Here is an 18,873-nt window from a genome sequence, read left to right as displayed (position 1 = left end):
CGTCAGCAGCCAGCCGCGCGGGTGGTAGGTGAAGTCGGTGGTGGTGCCGTTCGCATCCTGCGTCCGCGTGACCCGGCCGTTCTTGTCGTAGCTGACGGTCGTGGTGACCTGGCCGAGCGCGTTGGTGACTTTCCACAGGTCGCCGTGGCGATGCGGGCAGGCGCCGTTGCTGGCGCAGGTCGAATCATCGGTCGGGTAGTAGGTGTAGGTCGTGACATCGTCCTGCCCCGCCGCCATGCCGGTATCGCCGGCTGGGCGCGGGCCGTTGACGGACGTGACCAGGCCGACCAGCGGGCAGGTGCCGGTGGTGACGTCGGCCTGCACGCAATACGTGGTCACCCAGCGGCGCACCTTGGCGCCGGTGGGTGGTGCGGTGGTCGCACTGCAGGCATAGGCCATCGCGGCGGCATCGGCGGGATCGATCTCGCAACGGGCCGTCGCCTGGCCGCGGGCGTTGTAGACCCAGTCCGTCTTCGCTTCAAGCCCCCCGGTAGCGTTTCGCGTGCGGCGCTCAGTCGGCCTTCGAAGAGTCGTGTTCCAGTCCGTTTGTATCGTCCTCAAGCCGCTGGGCGTGCCGCTGCAACCGGTCGTCACGCCTTCAGTCCGACTGGTCTCCAGCCCATGGACTTGATCAAATGTGGAGCACGTTGTGAAACCGTTGAAGTCCGTGATTGCCGTGAGATTCCCATAGCTGTCGTACTGACGCGATGCGCCGGTCGAAAAGCCGATCGCGGGTCCGCTCAACGTCGAAGCAAGCACGACACCGTTCACCACGGTAAACGTGTGATGGGTGCTGTTGCTCAACGGATCGGAAATATCGGACGAGCCATCGTGGTTGTAAGTCAACGAGAACTTCTCCGCACCGTTGGCATGCTGCGTCGCGATCGCATTGCCCGAAGTGTCGTAGTCGATGGTCGTGTAGCGCGCGGTGTTCTCGTCCACAACGCCGGTCAACGCACTGGCGAAGTTTGCCCCTTGAGTGTGCGCCGACTCGTTGTAGAGATAGGTGCGCGGCGCGGCTGTGGCCGGATACGTAACCGACGAAAGGTCGCCGCGCCCATTGGAATCGGGTCCGTATTGGTACGTCTGTCCGGAAGGATCGCTGACTGTGGTCAGAAACCCGATGCTGTTGTAAGTGATCCGCAGGGACCGCCCCTGCGGATCGGTCACGGCAATGAGGTAGCCGGGCTGCGGCGCGACCGAAGACGGTGTGCTCGCGTCACTGTAAGTCAGCGTCGTAACGAATCCCTGCGAATCGGCAATCGAGAGAAGCTTGCCGCTTCCATCGTATTGCTCCGTGCTCAAGGAGTCCGCGCGCACGTGCGTCCACCCGGTGGGCTGTCCACTCGTGTCAACGCGTTCCGTCAGCGTGTCCTGGATATCCGCATCGCTCGACCACTTTCCGCCATTTTGCGTAAAGACGATCGACTTCCCATCTTCGTGTCGCAGTGCGACCGACGTGGGCGTAGTACCGGAATAGTCGACGCTCCGCGAGTAGGTATGCCGCCAGAAATTTCCGATCGTGCCCGCCGACGTCAAATCGGTGTTGTAGTAACGCGTAAAGTTCAGCCAGCGGCCGAACCGGAAATCCGTTTCCGCAAGGAACATATCGGCTGTACCGGCATTGATCGGGTCGCCCGTGCACGACCCAGGGCACGGCGGCCCCTTGTTCTTGTCGGGCAGATACAGTTCGCTTCCACAGTGAAAGTCGCTTTCCTGCCGAACGCTGACAGCCGGCGGCACCGGCGCTCCAATCCAATGGAGATCGTAGCCCCAACGCCCGCTGCCAGCACCAAATAAGGTCCCGGCATACACCGTGATGCGGCAAGGGACGACGATCGTCGCGTTGCCCTGCTTTATGGTTGCGGCTTGCTCGTCCAGGCACCACTGCTTGGCGCTCTCGAAGGTTGGCAGCCCTGGAACGTCTTGACACCAGCCGACGCTGGCTAAAGCCGGGGCAGTAACCGTTATGGAGACGAGCCCGAGTGCGGCCATCAGCCAGAGCCGCAGGAGCGCTAGCCTATGATTTCGCGCGTATTCGGCGGCATGCACCCGTGCTACCACTCGCCCCTTCTGATTGAATGGCGCGAGAGCACGAGCAGTAGTACCCCAGAGGCTCCGCCCAGCGCGACCGAAACGCTCCCACAAAAGCGACATGATTCCCTTCTCCCTGATCAGCGTGAACGAACGAATGCGACGGAGGCGGCTAATGGCACTCGAGAGCCCGCTTGCGCTGGACATCTACTCAACTTGCGTGCGAGCGCGTCCCCGATGGCGCGAACGATACGGCTCGTACACCCCGAACATAGCATCCCCTCGTTACGCCACTCAATCGCGCGTCGCCCGCCCCGCGTCAACACGCAACTTGCAAACCCCTTCCCCGGGACCCATCTACGAGCGAGTTTTCCGCGTCGTGGAGCCTGCTCGTGAATTCGAATATCGATCGCCTGCCGACGCTCTATATCCCGCACGGCGGGGGTCCATGGTTTTTCATGGACCCGCCGCCCAGCGATCCGCATTTGTGGGACGGCATGGCGAAGTATTTGCGCGGCATCGCCGGTTCGATCGGCACGAGGCCGAAGGCCGTGTTGGTGATCTCCGCGCATTGGGAAACCGAACGCCCGACCGTGAACAGCGGCGCGCGGCCGGGCATGCTGTTCGACTACTACGGTTTTCCGGAGCACACCTACCGGCTCACCTATCCGGCTGCAGGTTCACCCGAACTGGCGGCGCGCGTGCGCGACCTGCTCGGCGCATCGGGCATCGGTTCGGACGAGGACGGCGAACGTGGTTTCGACCACGGCGTCTTCGTGCCGTTTCTACTGGTCTGGCCGCACGCGGATGTTCCGGTCGTGCAGCTCTCGCTGCAGGCCGGGCTCGATCCGCAGGCGCATCTCGCGATCGGGCGCGCGCTCGCGCCGCTGCGCGACGAAGGCGTGCTGATCGTCGGCAGCGGCATGAGCTATCACAATCTGCGTGAATTCTTCTCGCCGAGCGAGCGCATGATGCAGGCGTCCGCGCAGTTCGACACGGCGTTGACCGCGGCCGTCGAAGATGCCGATCCGGCGACGCGCGATGCGAGGCTCGCCGCGTGGAAGCAACTGCCGGATGCGCTGGCCTGCCATCCGCGTGCCGAGCACCTCTTGCCATTGATGGTCGTTGCTGGAGCGGGCGGTGCGGATCGTGGCCGGAGAACCTACAACGATCGCGTGTTCGGCAAGGTGGTGTCGGCGTTCCAGTTTGGGTAGGGAGCCTCTGGTCAATTCAGGCACGTCAATCCAGCGGCTTTTACAGCCGTGGCTGTTCGACCGGAATCCAGTTTTTCAGCGCTTCAGAGCTGGATGACCAGCCTGCGGCTGTTGAGAAGCACCTCCGGCTTCCGCCGGGATGACGACTTCTTGAGAGTTTCCGGCGTGATCGGGCTCTATCGCCCTGCCCTGCTACAATTGATGGTTTCGCGCCCCGCGGCGCGGTTTCCCTTGAACCTGTGGAGTTTCCATGTCCGCCCAGATCCTGAAGGCCCTCGGCCTCGGTCAGACCAATTCCGGCACCTACCTCGGCAACGGCGAGTGGTCGAAGACGACCGATGCCGGCGTCGTGCAGTCGATCAATCCGAGCACGAACGAGGTGATCGCCGAAGTCCACGCCTCCAGCGCAAGCGACTACGAGACGCTCGTCAAGCGCGCGCAGGAAGCGTTCGCGATCTGGCGCACCACGCCGGCACCGCGCCGCGGCGAGGCGATCCGCCTGTGCGGCGAGGCGCTGCGCAAGCACAAGGACGCGCTCGGCACGCTGGTCGCGCTCGAGATGGGCAAGATCAAGCCCGAGGGTGACGGCGAAGTGCAGGAGATGATCGACATCGCCGACTTCGCAGTCGGCCAGTCGCGCATGCTGTACGGCTACACGATGCACTCCGAACGCCCCGGCCATCGCATGTACGAGCAGTGGCACCCGGTCGGCCTGGTCGGCGTGATCAGCGCGTTCAACTTCCCGGTCGCGGTGTGGGCCTGGAATTCGTTCCTCGCCGCGATCTGCGGCGACATCACGATCTGGAAGCCGTCGCCGAAGACGCCGCTGTCCGCGATCGCGTCCATGAAGATCTGCAACGAGGCGCTCAAGGCTGCAGGCTTCCCGGATCTGTTCTTCCTGTTCAACGACGCCGGCACCGATCTCGCGCAGACCTTCGTCGATGACAAGCGCATTCCGCTGATCAGCTTCACCGGTTCGACCAAGGTCGGCCGCGCGGTCGGCGAGAGAGTCGCGCAGCGCATGGGCCGCAGCCTGCTCGAACTCGGCGGCAACAACGCGATCATCGTCGATGAGAGCGCGGACCTGAAACTTGCGATCCCGGCGATCGTGTTCGGCGCGGTCGGCACCTGCGGCCAGCGCTGCACCTCGACGCGCCGGTTGTTCGTGCACGAAGCGATTCATGACGACGTCGTCGCCAGCCTGGTCAAGGCCTACAAGCAGGTCGAGGCGAAGATCGGCGATCCGACCCAGGCCAGCACGCTGATCGGCCCGCTGAACAGCAAGGCTGCGGTCGACCAGTACGTCGGCGCAGTCGAGAAGGCCAAGGTCAGCGGCGGCAAGGTCGCGACCGGTGGCGCGGCATTGGCCGATCGCCCGGGCAACTTCGTGCTGCCGACGATCGTGACCGGCCTCAAGAACTCCGACGAGGTCGTGCAGACCGAAACCTTCGCGCCGATTCTGTACGTGATGCCATTCAAGACGCTGGACCAAGCGATCGAACTGCAGAACGCGGTGCCGCAGGGCCTGTCCGCGGCGATCTTCACGCAGAACCTTAAGGCGGCCGAGCAGTACCTGTCGGCGGCCGGCTCGGACTGCGGCATCGCCAACGTCAACATCGGCACCAGCGGCGCTGAGATCGGCGGTGCGTTCGGCGGCGAGAAGGAAACCGGCGGCGGCCGCGAGTCCGGCTCGGACGCGTGGAAGGTGTACATGCGCCGCCAGACCAACACGATCAACTACTCCGACGCGCTGCCGCTGGCGCAGGGCATCAAGTTCGAGTTCTGAGCGAAGACAACTGTTCGCTTCCGTAGGAACGGCTTCAGCCGCGATCTGGTCTTTGCGCAGCGAGCACCCGCCCTAACCCTCCCCCTGAAGGGGAGGGCTTCAAGGCATCGCGGCTGAAGCCGCTCCTACGGGTCTATTCGCGCGCGGCCTCCCACGCTTCCGCCGGCGTGCCCGCTCAGGGCGGCAGGGAGCGCAGGAATGCCTCCGGCGCAAGGATGTCGAAATCGGTCCGGCCGGCCAATGCGAGCAGGTCGCGATCACCGCTCACCAACACGCTGGCTCTTCCGGCGACGGCCAGATGCAGGAAGGGCACGTCGCAAGGGTCACGGCATGCCGGAACGGCCGGCGGCGGTTCGGGAATGCGGACTGCCTCGGCGTAGGGCAGATAATCTGCGACCAATTCCGTTCGTTCGTTCGCGTCGAGCCGGAACTTCGGATAGGCCAGCACGCGCATGAATTCCTGTGCGGTATACGTGCTGACCAGCGGGACGCAGCGCCTGGCTTGCCACACTCCGCGCAAGCGTGCCATCGGTCCTGTTCCGAAGATCAGCGCGGACAGCACCACATTCGTCTCCAGCACGATACGCGCAGGCCCACGATGCCGCACCGTCATGCCTTGCGCGAGGTCTTGGCGGCGCCGCGCTTGCGCGTCGGCGCGGCGCGATAGTCCGCCGCGGCTTCGGCCGCGCGCACACCTGGGGAGGCGGTGCGCGCCCATGCGACCGCATCGCGAATGTCGCGTTCGGTCAGCTCCAGTTCGGCCAGCTTGGCGCGCACCGCATCGCCGCGCTGGATGCGTATCGGCGTCAGGATGATCTGACCGGCGCGCGCCTCGACGTCGAAATATTCCACGGGACCGATAGCCTCCGTCACGCTCTTGGGAAGCGTGAGTTGATTCTTCGAGGTGACCTTGGCGAGCACGGCCGGATTTCCATATAACAAGGATTCCTTACTTTACTCCAATGGGGCTTGTTATCAAGCTGCGACCCCGATGGGGCCTGGCAGGGCCCGCTGCGTCGGCAAGCGCGCGTGCGCATGGATGCCCGCTACGGTGGCACCGCTTCCGCTACGCCGCATTGATCCGTCCGTCGCGACTCACTACTCTTCGCACCGGCGCAACCTGTGCGCCGTCGAACGAATCGCGCTCATGAGCGTTCCCTCGCCCCGTACCAGCACGCTGGCCGTGATCAGCCTGATTTTCGGCATCCTGTGCTGGATCGGGCTGCCATTCCTCGGCGCGGTCGTCGCGATCGTTTGTGGCCACTCCGCACGCGGCGAAATCCGCCGGGCGCCCCCCGGCACGATCGAAGGCGACGGCATGGCCATCACGGGGCTGCTCCTCGGCTGGGTCCATCTGCTGCTGTTCATCCTGGTGGCGGCGGCGTTCCTCCTGTTCTTCGGTGGACTCGCGTTCATTGCCGCGCACGTGCACTGAACGCGGCGCATCACGCTTGTACGCCCTCGCCCGACCGTTCCTTTTCTGCCTCGATGCCGAGCGCGCGCACGATCTTGCGCTGGTGTCGATCGAGGCCGCGTACCGCACCGGCCTGAATCCGCTGCTGGCCGCGAAGTCGAAGCCACTGCCGACCGATGTGTTCGGCCTGCGCTTCGACAATCCGGTCGGACTCGCCGCCGGACTCGACAAGAACGGCGCCTACGTCGACGCGCTGGCCGCACTCGGCTTCGGTTTCATCGAGGTCGGCACGACCACGCCGCGACCGCAGGCGGGCAATCCGAAACCGCGCATGTTTCGCCTGCCCGAGCACGAAGCGGTCATCAATCGCCTCGGCTTCAACAACGGCGGCGTCGACGCGCTGGTGCGCAACGTCGAGCGCGTGCGCTTCGCCGGCGTGCTCGGCATCAATATCGGCAAGAACAAGGACACACCGAACGAGCGTGCGATCGACGACTACCTGTTCTGCCTCGAGCGCGTGTATGCGCGCGCGAGCTACATCACCGTGAATATCTCCTCTCCGAACACGCAGGGTCTGCGCGATCTGCAGGAGGAGGAAACGCTGAAGCGCTTCGTCGGCACACTGCGCGAAGCGCAGGAACGGCTGGGCGCCAAGCACGGCAAGCGCAAGCCGATGCTGCTGAAGATCGCACCGGATCTCGCCGAAGCCGAACTCGACAGCATCGCCGACGTGCTGCGCGCGGCAAAGATCGACGGCGTGATCTGCACGAACACCACCATCGACCGAGCGCTGGTCGCCGGCCACCGCCACGCGAACGAGGCCGGCGGACTATCCGGCAAGCCGGTGTTCGCGAAATCCACAGCGGTATTGCGCGGCATGTCCGCGCGGCTCGGCAAAACCGTTCCGCTGATCGGCGTCGGCGGCATCGTGTCGGGCGCCGACGCCGCCATGAAGCTCGACGCGGGCGCGACGCTGGTGCAGTTCTACACCGGCATGATCTATCGCGGGCCTGCGCTGATCGGCGAATGCGTCGAAGCGATTCGTGGGCGCGCAAAGCAGCCAGGCAGCGCGTGATGTATTCCATCGGTGCGAGGCCGCGTTTCTCCCTCTCCCCCAACGGCTTCATCGTGGGGGGAGAGGGTTGGGGTGAGGAGGCGGGGGCCGCGCCAGAACGCACCACCGCAACACATCGCTGTGTTGGCCCCCTCACCCTCCCCTCTCCCCCAACGGAAGAGCCGTTGGGGGAGAGGGGACTCTGTCTTGGCATGTTCGCGCCGTGAGCGGCTACCCCGTCAGCGCCGCAATCGCCGAAGGCGACGGCTACACGCTCGTCGAGAATGCCTCGCTGCAGGGCCGCAACACGTTCCGTGTACCGGCGCGCGCCGCGATGTTGATCGACGTGCGCAAACCCGCCGCGCTCGGCGAGCTGTTCGGCTACGCGGCGCTGAAGTCACAGCCACTGCTGGTGCTCGGCGAAGGCAGCAACATCCTGTTCACGCGCGACTGGCCGGGCGTGGTCCTGTCGATCGTCGCACGTGGCATCACGATGCTCGACGACGATGGCGAGCGAGCCCGCATCCGCGTCGAGGCGGGCGAGAACTGGAACGACTTCGTGCGCTGGTCGCTCGGCCACGGATTCTGCGGCCTCGAAAACCTCGTATTGATTCCAGGCACGGTCGGCGCCGCACCGATTCAGAACATCGGAGCCTACGGCGTCGAGGTGCGCGAGTTCATCGCCAGTGTTGAAGCCTGGGATCGCCACGTGGGACGGCTGACACGGATCGCGAACGCCGACTGCGCGTTCGATTACCGCGATTCGCTGTTCAAACACGAGCGCGATCGCTACGTGGTCACCGCCGTCGAGTTCACACTGTCGCGCCGACGCGAACTGTACATCGACTACGCCGGAATCGCCGAGGAGCTCGCCACGCTTGGCGTCGCCGAGCCGAGCGCTCCCGCCGTCGCCGAGGCGATCGCGCGCATCCGCACGCGCAAGCTGCCGAATCCCGCGCTGATCGGAAATGCCGGCAGCTTCTTCAAGAATCCGCTGGTCGATGCCGCACTGGCCGATGCGCTGCGCGAGCAGTATCCGCGGTTGCCGAACTGGCCGGCCGGCGATGCGCGTCGCAAGCTGTCCGCCGCATGGCTCATCGAAACCTGCGGGCTCAAGGGCCTGCGCGACGGTGATGCCGCAGTGTCGACGCAACACGCGCTGGTCCTGGTGAACCACGGCGCGGCCAGCGGCGCGCAGATCCGGGCGTTGGCCGAGCGCATACGCAGCGAAGTGGTCACGCGTTTCGGCGTCGAGCTGGAGCCGGAACCACTGATCGTCTGACAGAGGCGCGCGACGTGTTTGGGGTGCGACGTCACAGCGCGTCCAGACGAGGCATGGATTCCCGGCGGCAGCGCGCCACGAACGCCAGACTGGACGATGTGCAAGGAGAAGGCCCGTGCATCGCGGGCCTTCTCGTCCGTCATTGCTGACGCATACGCCGATCGATGGAGCCAGCTACTCCCGGTCGATCTGCCAGATCAGCAGCGAGTTCGTGTTGTCGTCGACGGCGGCGAGCGTCGCGTCATCGCCGGCGGTCAGCACCGCGAGACCGAATGAGCCATCCAGCATGGGATCGACGGATAGCTGCTTCACGAATTTTCCGCTCGTGGTGAATTCGACGATCTCGCTCGGCTGAGTCGGATCGGCGTTGACCGAATCGACGTTGGACACCAGCAAATGGCCATTCGGCGCGCGTGCCATTGCGAGCGCGCCGTGCAGATGCACGCTGTCCTGGTAGACCACATTGCCGGTTCCGCCTGAACCCTTGCGGCTGGCAGCGTCATGCACGGCGAAGACCTTGTTGTCAGCGGTCGAGGCGACATACAGCACATCGCGGCTGCGGTCGTAGACCAGGCCGGTCGGCGAGAGGACCAGCGCGACGGGATCGGCTCGATGCATGTACCCGGACGCGATCGTCCGCGCATCGTCGAGGGTCACGCCGCCACTACCGACGTCCAACGTCAGACGCGAGACGGTGCCGTTGAGCGCATTCGAGACGAACGCGATCGCGCTGCCGCCCCGGTCGACCAGCGCCATGTCCCACGGATACTGGATGGTCGGGTCGGTGATCGTCTGGCGCAGGTGGCCTTCGTTGTCGATCACCAGCAGCGAGCCGGCCGAAGCGGTCGCGAAGGTGCCGTCCTTGCTCGGGCCGTTGCCGACGACGACGAAACCCTTGCGCAACACCCCGAGCGCGGTCGTCAATCCGAGCGGCGCGGTGCCCTGGAAGAATACGGTGACCGCGCCACCGGTGCCGGGGACGTCCACAATGGTCGTTCCGGTGCCTTGCAGATTCGCTGCGTTGTTGAAATTCGAGACGAGGATGTCGCCGCTCCTGAGCGGCCCCGATCCAGCGGTAAAATCGCGCCCGATAAACGCGACTCCGTACGGATTGAGATCTCCGTTGGACGGGACGGTCGATACGGACCGCACGGGATTCGGCAGGAAAGCATCGTCCGTGCCATTGTCGCGGCCCGAGGCCACGGCAGAGAGTGCTGTCGCAAGCAGAACGCCCAGCAAGGTCGTGAGCGTTTGCGCGCGCGGCCGGACATGGCGGCGGCTGGCGCGGGGAGAATCAGAACGGGACGGTCGAAGGGTCGCGGTTTCCATGGTCATTCATCCTCTGGCATGGAAGGAGAATTCGCGTTGCCGCGGATCGTGACCATTGAAAGCGGCCTGCTCGCAGCGGCACGCGGGCCAGCGGAAGGGATCGCGTTTGCCAGGATTGGCCGCGATGCAGGGAACCGGGGCGAGACACACGCACCGGCGCCGCTCGCACTTCCGCCGCTCTTAGTACCCGCAGGGGCACCAAAGGTTGCGGGGCTTGCGAAGGCGAAGCTGCGCTGGTGGATCTCCGATATGCATCAAGCGCGCCACACCGGATCGTGCAGGCGCGGTGTCGGTACCCGGCACGGAGGATGCGCCACGTGCACATGGGCATCCTCCCGGATCACGAAAAAACGGCTGGCTCGGCGCACATCGCGCGTGTCCGCACTTACGCGTCGCCGCACTGGAAGTAGGTGAGGTCGGAGCTATCGAGCGGATGCGCCTGGCCGAAACTGATCGTGCCGCTGCGGCGCAGATGAGTCTCGTCGCGATGCAGGAGCAATTCCTCGTCATCGCCGATTTTCAGCCAGGTTCCGTTCGTGGACCGATCGGCAAGCATGAAATACCCGCGCTTCCATTCGATCAAGGCGTGGTTGCGCGAGACCCATTCGGTCTCGACGACAAGGCTGCTGGTCGGATCGCGGCCGATCGAGAACGACGTACCCTCGTCGAGCTCGAACACCTGGCTCTTGAAACGCACCAGCAGGCGCGAACGATCCGACGCGGCAACCGCCTGCATCACGCGCTGCACCGTGGTGACATGCGCCAGATCCTCCTGCCAGAGCACGTCGACCACCTCGATCGGCGCCTGCTTGCCGAGCACGCGAATCTGCCCGAGCGAACGCACGCGCAGCCCGGTCGTGTGGGTGATGCCCTGCACCGTGCTCGCGGTCGCGACGATCTGGTCGCGGCGCGCCAGATTCTTGTCGGCCATGCGCGCAGCCGTGTTGACGGCATCGCCGAACACGTCGTGTTCTTCCACCAGCGCATCGCCATGATGCAGGCCGATGCGGATCGCGAGATTGTCCGCTGCAAAGGTGCTGTCGTTCTTGATCCGGCGCTGCATGTCGGTCGCGGCGAGCAGGCCGTACAGCGGACCGGGAAACGTGCACATGATCTCGTCGCCGATCGTCTTGACGACGCGACCACCATGCCGCGCCGTGACTTCGGCGAGCGCGGTCAGAACGCTGCCGACCAACCGTCGCGCGACTTCGTCGCCATGCGTCTCGAACAGCCGTGTGCTGCCGGAGACATCGGCGAAAAGGATGGTAAGAGCGCGTCGCTCGGTCATTGCGCGGGGATCATAGGCAAATCACGGCAACCGCACAAAGACCAGAACGGTAAGATTCATGCTTCATCTGCCCGGAAGCGCAATCACGATGTATCGCATGATCTGCCTGCTCGCCTTGTTCGCCACGCTCCCCGTTTTCGCCGCCGACGACGGCTGGGCGACTTGTTTCCCGCGCCGGGGCAACTGCTTCGACGCGGAAGTCAACGGCATGACGGTCACGGCATTGAACGATCCGAAGCTGGCCGCGTCTTTAGAACGGCTCGACCACCACGCAAGCGACCTCGCGTGGCAAGTGCCGAAACCGCTGTCCACCCGCGATGCCCTGCTCGTCGTCACGCAGGTGAACGCAGCAGGCAAGGTGCATATGGGTGAGCGCGTGACCGAGGAAACCATGGTCATTCCGCTGGACGGGCAATCCTTGAGTTCATCCGCGCAGACCACGCCCGAGGACAGCGTGCGCATCGAGGGAGCGCCGGCACTGGTCGAGAAGAATCTGCTTACTGATCGGCACCTCGCACCGGGCCGTTACCTGCTCCGCATCAAGTACAGCGGAAGCGAGAACTGGGATCGCAAGACGGCGCTGCTCGAGGTTCGCGATTGAATCCGACGGGATCGGCCGCGAGCGGCGTTCTGTCGGTGCCAGGCCCTCCACTCAGTCGTCGCCCCGGCGAACGCCGGGTCCAGTGCCGTTCACAGGGTCTCAGCGAAGGCGCTGGGTCCCGGCGTACGCCGGGATGACGATTAAGTAACGCTGGGTCCCGGCGTTCGCCGGGACGACGAGTATTCGAAATGACGAGTGAGTAAAGCTGGGCTCGCAGTTCACCGGGGCGACGAGTGAGGGACGATGGTGGCCCGGCCGCCGGCGATCATGCGTATCCCCGCGCCGTGCCGCATCGACCAGAAGAGGACCTAGACGCTTCGAAATACGCTGGGTCGATCGACTTCCTGCGTGCCGACGACCTCGAGCCATGGCTCCCTAGCGACGGTCGGCGTGCAGGGTCCGAGCGTGCAAATGCGGATCTCGCGATCGGCAGCTTCCCGCCTCAACAGGTGCAGCATTTGGCTGAGCATCGCGCCGGTGAACGGCGTGTACAGATAGAACACCGTGCCCGCCGACAGGTCCGCCATCCGCGCGTCCTGTTGAACAAACGTCGCGTTGTTCAAATTCAGCGCTTTCGCGCACCGACGCGCACAATCGACATAAGCCGCCTCCCGTTCGACGCCGATGCAACGGGCATCGGTGCAAATGGCGGCCAGCAGCGGAACATGGCCCAAGCCTGCGCCCAGGTCGATCAATACGTCGCGCTCGCGGAGCTCGACGCGATCGATGAAATCGAAAATATGGCGTGCCGGCGTGGGTTGGTAAAACACCATTTCCGCTACCAGTTCCGCGACTTCGGCGGGTTCGTCGATCTGCAAGACCCCGCTGACCAGCGCATCGAGGTGGTCATACCCCTCACCGTCGACGCGATCATCGGGCGCTGGCGCCCATTCGAGCAGCTTGCACGCGCCCTTTCCGCTCCGGATCTCCGCGCGGATGGTCTGGCAGAGCCGGTGGTTGGCCGCTTCAAGACGGGCGCACACGGTCTCGATCTTGTCGCGGATACCCCCCTCCGAGCCGGGTTCGGCATCGCAGTGTTGATGCAGTCCGCAGGTGAGATACGTCTCCATGCGGTCGAGCGCGTCGATACGTTCTCGCAGCCGGCTCGGCTCCAGAAGGGAACGATCCCGCTCCAGCTCGCTGATATAGGTATGCAACACATTCGCCATAGGCCGAAGATTCCAGTGCCGCGGCGAGAGCACCCCTCGCGCCTTGCTGCGTCCATTCTCGGCCAACGCCGGCTCGCCCGCCAAATCCTGCAGAAATACCCGGTCAGGGCAAAGGACACCTGTAAAAACATGCAGTTATTCCACTTCGTTAAACGTGGTATCACGACTCGTATCGGAAACGGCGTTCGAAGCCGTCCGACGCAGGCGGCGGCGGTCGTTACCGCGCGTCCCCCGCCCGCCGCTCAGAGTTGCGTCGTGGTCGCCGCTCGTACGCCCCACCGAGGTAGGGGGTACGACCGTGAAGCTGGGCATCGTTGGGATTCTGGTTCTGCAAGCCGCGTTACTGGCCTCGGTCCACGCACAAGGCACAGGGGCTGACGTCGCGGTCAGCATCGGAGTCGGCCCTGGTCTTGCCAGCTGGATCCGCGAGTGGCGGATCGCGAACGGGTTGGATCGAAAGCCCGGACCGGACACGGCACTGGCCCAACGCAGCGCCGGCGATTTCGCAGTGCACTGCCACCGCGCCGGCGGGGAAGCGGAAGTCACGCAGAGCGAACTGACCTGCTTCTGATCGCCCTATTCTCAACGACTTGCCGGCCTTCCGATGCGGCATGGATGAGCCCGCCGCGCGCGGGCTCATCCATGCCACGCGACGCGGTCGATCCGTCCATGAAGACCGCCGGCCAGGCTTTCCGGCCTGGCCGGCGGTCACTCCACGCCGGCGGATCCTGCCGCTCGGCTTTTCGTCTGCTTCACTGATCCGCAAATCGGGCGGCGCCGGTGTGCGGTGCGATGCCCCCAAAGCGCATCAGATGCAGGTCCACCGGCTGGCCGGTCAGCGCGTTGATCGCACGGATGCGATACAGGTGCACGTGATCCGGCCCGCCATTGAGCAGATTGAACGGCGGGAACACGCTGACGTGCTGGACGCCGTTCAGCAATTGCATCTCGGCATCGGGTCCCTGCAGCACTTCAGTGAACGGCGCGCCTTCCTGATTGACCCGCAGGTTGCGCAGCGGCGTAATGGCCGCGATGGCCTTGGCGGGCTTCCAGCTCTCGCCGCCGAGCGCCGCGCAGGCTTCTTCGGTCACGCCTTCGGCCAGCACATCGCCCTCATGTCCGCCGAACTTGTAGCAGCGACCGCGTGGCTCCTGCGCCGTGAGCGTCTTTTGCTCGTCGGACCCGTTCGGCAACTCGGAAATGCTGAGGCCGATGATCAACGGCGTATCGGACGTGCTGGTGCCGGTGAACGTCTGGCCCTGTTCGCTGGCATTCCAGCCGGACTTCTCGCTACCGCCTTCGGCGGAGAACGTGAACGGTCCGATGCGCAATGCGGTAGCGGCCTTGAATTGCTCCAGGAAGCGATTGAAGGTCGACTTGCTGGTCTTGATCGTGAAGGTCGGCTTGTAACCGACATACATTCCCGTCTTCAGCAGGCCGACAAAGCCCTTCTTTCCGAACACCGCCTGGGTGCCGTCGCCGCCGTAGGCGCTGTACCCGCGCTTGAACGGACCATTGGCCTTGCTGCGCAAGAAGCTGCCGTTGTACCAGTCGCTCCCTTGGATCTGGATCTGGTCGAGCGCATCGAATTCGATCGAGACTTCGAGCTGCTGGTCGGTCTCGAATTCGGTCATGCGCTGCCAGCTTCCGCTCACCTGCACTTCCCAGAAGAACTGCCGGACCGCAAGGCTGCCGCCGGCCCACGTATTGGAATAGTCGTAGCTGGCGTCGCGGTTGGTGAAGCCCATCGTGCCACCCGCCGGACCTTGGCCAGCCTTGACCCGATCGACCCAGGTAGCCGCATTCTGCGAGGTACTCCAGTTGGGCACTTTCGGGAAGGTCGACAGACCCGGATCGTTCAGCTTTGAATAGAACTCGGTGTTCTTGAACTGATTCTGCGCATCGGCCAAACCCGGCGTCTGAGCCTGGTCGACCAGTGCGTCGTAGTTCTTCTGCGCCTGGGTCATCTTCACTTCGGCGCGCGTGATCTGCGTCTGCCAACCCTTGCCGGCCGGCGTCCCCAACCATTTGCTGAAGGGCGGAACGTTGTCCTGCACGTCCGGATCGTCGGCGTAGGCGGAGCGCGCCTGGTTATAGACGATCGTGTAGTCGTTGGTGGCGGCCGTGAGCGCATCGTCCGCTTCGCGGATCCTGGCGCGCAACGCCGGATCGTCGGTGGCGGCGACGATGACGTTCAGGAATTCCTGATAGGCCTGGTTGAAGCGATCGCCGCCGGACGCATACATGCCGACCGCACTCCACTGCGGGGAACTCGAGCAGAAGTCGTATTGGGCGGCACCGATGAAACCGACCTGCTGGGTCGGCCAGTTCCAGGCGGTAAACGGATAGACCATCTGGAACGTCTGCGGGCTCGCACCAAGGCTGTTGATCAGGGCCTGGTACAAGAGACTCCACGGTTTCTGGTCGTAGTCGACAGCGCCTTGTTCGGCGATCTGTGCCTCGCGGCGCGCGCCGTCGAGCAATTGGCGGTCCCAGGATCCTCTGCGGAACAGCGATACGACGTGCTGTACATCAGCTTCCTTGTCCAGTACGACGGCCGGCGAGCCGGTACGCGCTCTCGCCTCGCTTGCGTCTTCGAGTGTCGATCGACCTTTCCGTTCGTGCGGCATATTGAGCTCCTTTTGACGTTCGGAGGGATACCGCTGATCCGGTGCGGATCGGCGGGGTTGCGCGCGATGGGTTTGGCCCATCACGATCGTTCTGTCGCCTGCACGGCGGGCCCAGCTGTCGCGCGCTGCCTCGCCGGCCGCGCACGCAGGCCGTTTCATCCGCCGATCAGTATTCGCGCCGTGCTGCCTGCCTGCACATGAAGCCTTTGAGCGGTCCATGCATCGCGCAGCCATCGGTCGCCAAGGCGATTCTCTTGCGACCGATGGCGACATATCGCGCGGGCTTGTCGACTTGATCGCGCATCTGGACCGGCGCCGCGCGCGCGGCCAGCCCGAAATGCCGGATCGTCTGGGGGCAACGTTTTTCGGCGGGTTTCAACGGTATCGCCGATGCTTTCGGTTCCAGCACCGGCAGATCGGTGGACGGCTTTGCGACGTCATCTGCAAATTGCATGACGGCCTCCGCGGCTCTTGGGAGAGCGGTTGTCCCGCGGCTAGCGCGATGGCTGCACGCACCTAATCGAAACGTGCAAGCTTTGTGGACGACTGAAGAGCGCTTCGCTACGGTGACAAGCCACATTTGGGGCTGTCGAGTCTGAACAACGGGGCGAGGCGCGACAACTGCAAGAAATTGCAGGGATGTGCTTCACAGAACGGAAACGTCCACACGGTATGCGCGCAATTTTGTGACGCAGTTCTCTATATGCGATGGGCGTTTTGCATCGCCGGAGACGACTTTGGCAAAGCGTTCCGGCCGCGCGTTCGATCCCCTACACGAGCGCGTCCGCTGCTGCGACGATGTCCTGGTCGCCCGGCAGCACGAGGAACGCGGCACCCGCCAACGGCGTATAGGTGTCGACGCCGACCACGCGGCGCAGCGGCTTGGCGCCGAAGCCCGCTTCGGCGATCGCGGTGATCACGCCTTCACCGACGCCGGCGGAGTGGCGGCCTTCGTCGACGACGACGATGCGTTTTGCGCTCTTCGCTTGTTCCGCAATGAAGCCTTCGTTGAGCGGCACCAGCCAGCGCAGGTCGACGACTCGAGCTTTCCAACCATGCTTCCTGTCGATCTCGCGCGCCGCGCGCAGGCTCATCGGCACGCCGTTGCCGTAGGTGAAGATCACCAGATCGTCGGCGTCTTCGTTGTAGACGCGCCCTTCGCCGAGCGGCATGGCCTGGTCCGGCGCGGGATACGTGGTCAGCCACTGGCCGTCGCCGGCCTCGTACAGGTCCTTGGTCATGTACAGCGCGATCGGTTCGAGGAACACGCTCACGCGTCCGTCGACCTTCGCGAGCGCGGCCAAGGTGCGCAGCATCGTCGCCGCATCGTCGCCGCGGCTCGCGCAGCCGACGACCAGACCTGGAATGTCGCGCAACGCGGCAATCGAGTTGTCGTTGTGGAAATGCCCGCCGAAACCGCGCTGGTAGCCGAGGCCGGCAATGCGCACGACCATCGGGTTCTTGTACTGGTTGTTCGAGAAGAACTGCAGCGAGGCGGCCTCGCCCCGGATCTGATCGCAGGCGTTGTGGAAGTACGCGAGGTATTGGATCTCGGGGATCGGCAGCAGCCCAATGTTCGCGTAGCCCTGGGCGAGGCCGAGGATCATCGTCTCGTCGAGCAGCGTGTTGAACACACGCGCATTCTTGAATGCCTTGTGCAGGCCCTTGGTCACCGTATAGACGCCGCCCTTCTGGGCGACGTCCTCGCCGAACAGCAGCGTTTCCGGGTATTTGCAGAACAGATCGTGCAACGCCTGGTTGATCTGGATCGCCAGATGGCGCGGCGGCAGCGTCTCGGGCAGTTTGTCGGCGCCGAATACGGCAGTGCGCTTGTCCGCATAGTCCGCGCGCTTCGCCTCGGCGTTCACCTTGTCGGGCGTGTACGGCGCGAGCGGCGCGATCACGTCCGCGAGCTGATCGAGCTTGGGTCGACGATCGGCTTCCTCGGCCGCGGCGAAGCACTGCTTGCGGATGCCCTCGTATTTCGCGAGCAGCGACTCCTTCGTGTACAGGCCCGACTCGAGCGCGATTGCGGCCGAACGCAGCAGCGGATCGGTCGCCTCGACCAGCACCAGCTCATCCAGCTTGCGCCACTCGATTTCGAAGTCCGTGCCCGCATGGCCCATGATCCGCGTGGTATGCAGATGCAGGAAGGTCGGCCGGCGCGTCGTGCGGCAGTGATGGACCGCGCGCGCGACCTGCTCGTAGCCGCTGGCGAGGTCGAGCCCGTTCGCGTAGAAATAGTCGAGACCGTCGCGGTTGCGGAACGCGTTCGCGACCCAGCCGCCCGGTGTCTTCACCGAGATGCCGATGCCGTTGTCCTCGCAGACGAACAGCACTGGCGCCGGCAGTTTCTGGTACGCGGTCCACTGCGCCGCGTTGAACGCGGTCTGTGCAGTTGCATGGTTCGACGAAGCGTCGCCGAACGAGCAGATCGCGATCGAATCCTCGGGCACCGGCAGCGTGTGGCCGATGCGCTTCGCCTGTTCGATCGCGACCGCGGTACCGAGCGCCTTCGGCAGATGCGACGCGATCGTCGAAGTCTGCGGCAGCACCCAGAGCGGCTTCGAGCCCCACACCTTGTGGCGGCCGCCGGAGGCCGGGTCGTCCTTGCTAGCGGCGAAGCTCAGCGCCGAATCCATGATCGGATCCATGCCCGAGAGTTTCCTGAAACGCTCGGCCATGAACGCGCCGCTGCGATAGTGCAGGAAGGCCGGATCGGTGTGCCGGGTCAGCCGCGCGACCATCGCGTTGCCTTCGTGACCGCTCGATCCGATCGTGTAGAAGACCTTGTTCTGCACGCGCAGCACGCGTGCCATCAGGTCCAGATGGCGGCTGATCAGCTGCGATTCGAACAGGTCGAGAAAGTCGTTCGCGCTGCACAGGCTGCCGGGCAGCACGGCCTCGTCCGCATGAGGTGCACGATGCGGCATGCCGCTCCAGTTCTGCACGAACTCACTGAAGTTCTGGTCGCAGACTTCGGCGCGGTTGACGTTCTTGTGGCGGGCGGGAATCGGGTTGGGGATGGCGGTCATGACGGATCAAATGATTCGGTAGGTCGGGCTGAGCGCA

16 protein-coding genes are annotated in these 18,873 nt (G+C 64.6%); 7 read left to right on the top strand and 9 right to left on the bottom strand.

Annotated elements, in window-relative coordinates:
* The coding region (locus ABD002_RS05665) for an RHS repeat domain-containing protein (protein ID WP_343788051.1) at positions 1-2,052 on the bottom strand (2,052 nt) is incomplete at its 3' end.
* Between the two features lie 374 nt (positions 2,053-2,426).
* Between ABD002_RS05665 and ABD002_RS05660 the strand changes: the two genes are divergently transcribed.
* Entirely contained in the window at positions 2,427-3,248 is an 822-nt protein-coding gene (locus ABD002_RS05660; RefSeq protein ID WP_343788049.1) for a DODA-type extradiol aromatic ring-opening family dioxygenase, read from the top strand.
* Between the two features lie 250 nt (positions 3,249-3,498).
* Complete coding sequence (gene amaB, locus ABD002_RS05655; RefSeq protein ID WP_343788047.1) at positions 3,499-5,034, top strand: L-piperidine-6-carboxylate dehydrogenase; 1,536 nt, start codon at positions 3,499-3,501, stop codon at positions 5,032-5,034.
* A gap of 175 nt (positions 5,035-5,209) precedes the next feature.
* Here the strand turns inward: amaB and ABD002_RS05650 are convergent, their stop codons facing one another.
* Both ABD002_RS05650 and ABD002_RS05645 read right to left on the bottom strand, forming a co-directional pair.
* Positions 5,210-5,647, bottom strand: a complete 438-nt coding sequence (locus tag ABD002_RS05650; RefSeq protein WP_343788045.1) for a putative toxin-antitoxin system toxin component, PIN family — start codon at positions 5,645-5,647, stop codon at positions 5,210-5,212.
* Positions 5,644-5,955: an AbrB/MazE/SpoVT family DNA-binding domain-containing protein gene (locus tag ABD002_RS05645; RefSeq protein WP_343788043.1), complete on the bottom strand. Its 312-nt coding sequence runs from the start codon at positions 5,953-5,955 to the stop codon at positions 5,644-5,646. Before ABD002_RS05645 ends, ABD002_RS05650 begins: the two co-directional genes overlap by 4 nt.
* Before the next feature lie 130 nt (positions 5,956-6,085).
* Here ABD002_RS05645 and ABD002_RS05640 point away from each other — a divergent pair, with 130 nt between their 5' ends.
* The 3 genes from ABD002_RS05640 (at position 6,086) to murB (ending at position 8,784) form a co-directional block, all read left to right on the top strand.
* Positions 6,086-6,469 carry a DUF4190 domain-containing protein gene (locus ABD002_RS05640; protein WP_379989316.1) on the top strand — a complete coding sequence of 128 codons (384 nt, stop codon included), beginning with the start codon at positions 6,086-6,088 and terminating at the stop codon, positions 6,467-6,469.
* 16 nt (positions 6,470-6,485) lie between these two features.
* On the top strand, positions 6,486-7,523 hold the full coding sequence (locus tag ABD002_RS05635) for a quinone-dependent dihydroorotate dehydrogenase (protein WP_343788042.1): 1,038 nt from the start codon (positions 6,486-6,488) through the stop codon (positions 7,521-7,523).
* Between the two features lie 202 nt (positions 7,524-7,725).
* Entirely contained in the window at positions 7,726-8,784 is a 1,059-nt protein-coding gene (gene murB, locus ABD002_RS05630; RefSeq protein WP_343788041.1) for a UDP-N-acetylmuramate dehydrogenase, read from the top strand.
* A 174-nt stretch (positions 8,785-8,958) separates the two neighbouring features.
* Here the strand turns inward: murB and ABD002_RS05625 are convergent, their stop codons facing one another.
* Positions 8,959-9,936, bottom strand: coding sequence for an NHL repeat-containing protein (locus ABD002_RS05625; RefSeq protein WP_343788040.1), 978 nt, complete (start codon positions 9,934-9,936; stop codon positions 8,959-8,961).
* A 562-nt stretch (positions 9,937-10,498) separates the two neighbouring features.
* On the bottom strand, positions 10,499-11,401 hold the full coding sequence (locus ABD002_RS05620; protein WP_343788039.1) for an adenylate/guanylate cyclase domain-containing protein: 903 nt from the start codon (positions 11,399-11,401) through the stop codon (positions 10,499-10,501).
* Positions 11,402-11,459: 58 nt separating this feature from the next.
* On the opposite strand from ABD002_RS05620, the gene ABD002_RS05615 reads away from it, so the two are divergent.
* Positions 11,460-12,002 carry a hypothetical protein gene (locus ABD002_RS05615; protein WP_343788038.1) on the top strand — a complete coding sequence of 181 codons (543 nt, stop codon included), beginning with the start codon at positions 11,460-11,462 and terminating at the stop codon, positions 12,000-12,002.
* 308 nt (positions 12,003-12,310) lie between these two features.
* Here the strand turns inward: ABD002_RS05615 and ABD002_RS05610 are convergent, their stop codons facing one another.
* Entirely contained in the window at positions 12,311-13,171 is an 861-nt protein-coding gene (locus tag ABD002_RS05610; RefSeq protein ID WP_343788037.1) for a hypothetical protein, read from the bottom strand.
* Positions 13,172-13,469: 298 nt separating this feature from the next.
* On the opposite strand from ABD002_RS05610, the gene ABD002_RS05605 reads away from it, so the two are divergent.
* On the top strand, positions 13,470-13,742 hold the full coding sequence (locus ABD002_RS05605; RefSeq protein ID WP_343788036.1) for a hypothetical protein: 273 nt from the start codon (positions 13,470-13,472) through the stop codon (positions 13,740-13,742).
* 181 nt (positions 13,743-13,923) lie between these two features.
* On the opposite strand, the gene ABD002_RS05600 is transcribed toward ABD002_RS05605, so the two are convergent.
* From ABD002_RS05600 to ABD002_RS05590, 3 genes are all read right to left on the bottom strand, one after another.
* Positions 13,924-15,801 (bottom strand): hypothetical protein, encoded by a 1,878-nt coding sequence (locus ABD002_RS05600; protein ID WP_343788035.1) that lies wholly within the window; start codon positions 15,799-15,801, stop codon positions 13,924-13,926.
* Positions 15,802-15,967: 166 nt separating this feature from the next.
* The gene (locus tag ABD002_RS05595) at positions 15,968-16,210 is read right to left on the bottom strand and encodes a hypothetical protein (protein WP_343788034.1); all 243 of its coding nucleotides are present in this window, start codon (positions 16,208-16,210) and stop codon (positions 15,968-15,970) included.
* A gap of 361 nt (positions 16,211-16,571) precedes the next feature.
* Positions 16,572-18,836 carry a thiamine pyrophosphate-dependent enzyme gene (locus tag ABD002_RS05590; protein ID WP_343788033.1) on the bottom strand — a complete coding sequence of 755 codons (2,265 nt, stop codon included), beginning with the start codon at positions 18,834-18,836 and terminating at the stop codon, positions 16,572-16,574.
* Between the last annotated feature and the right edge of the window lie 37 nt (positions 18,837-18,873).

Source organism: Dokdonella soli (genome assembly GCF_039523175.1).
In the GTDB taxonomy this organism is placed as follows: Bacteria; Pseudomonadota; Gammaproteobacteria; order Xanthomonadales; family Rhodanobacteraceae; genus Dokdonella_A; species Dokdonella_A soli.
This window is presented reverse-complemented; position numbering and strand designations above follow the sequence as displayed.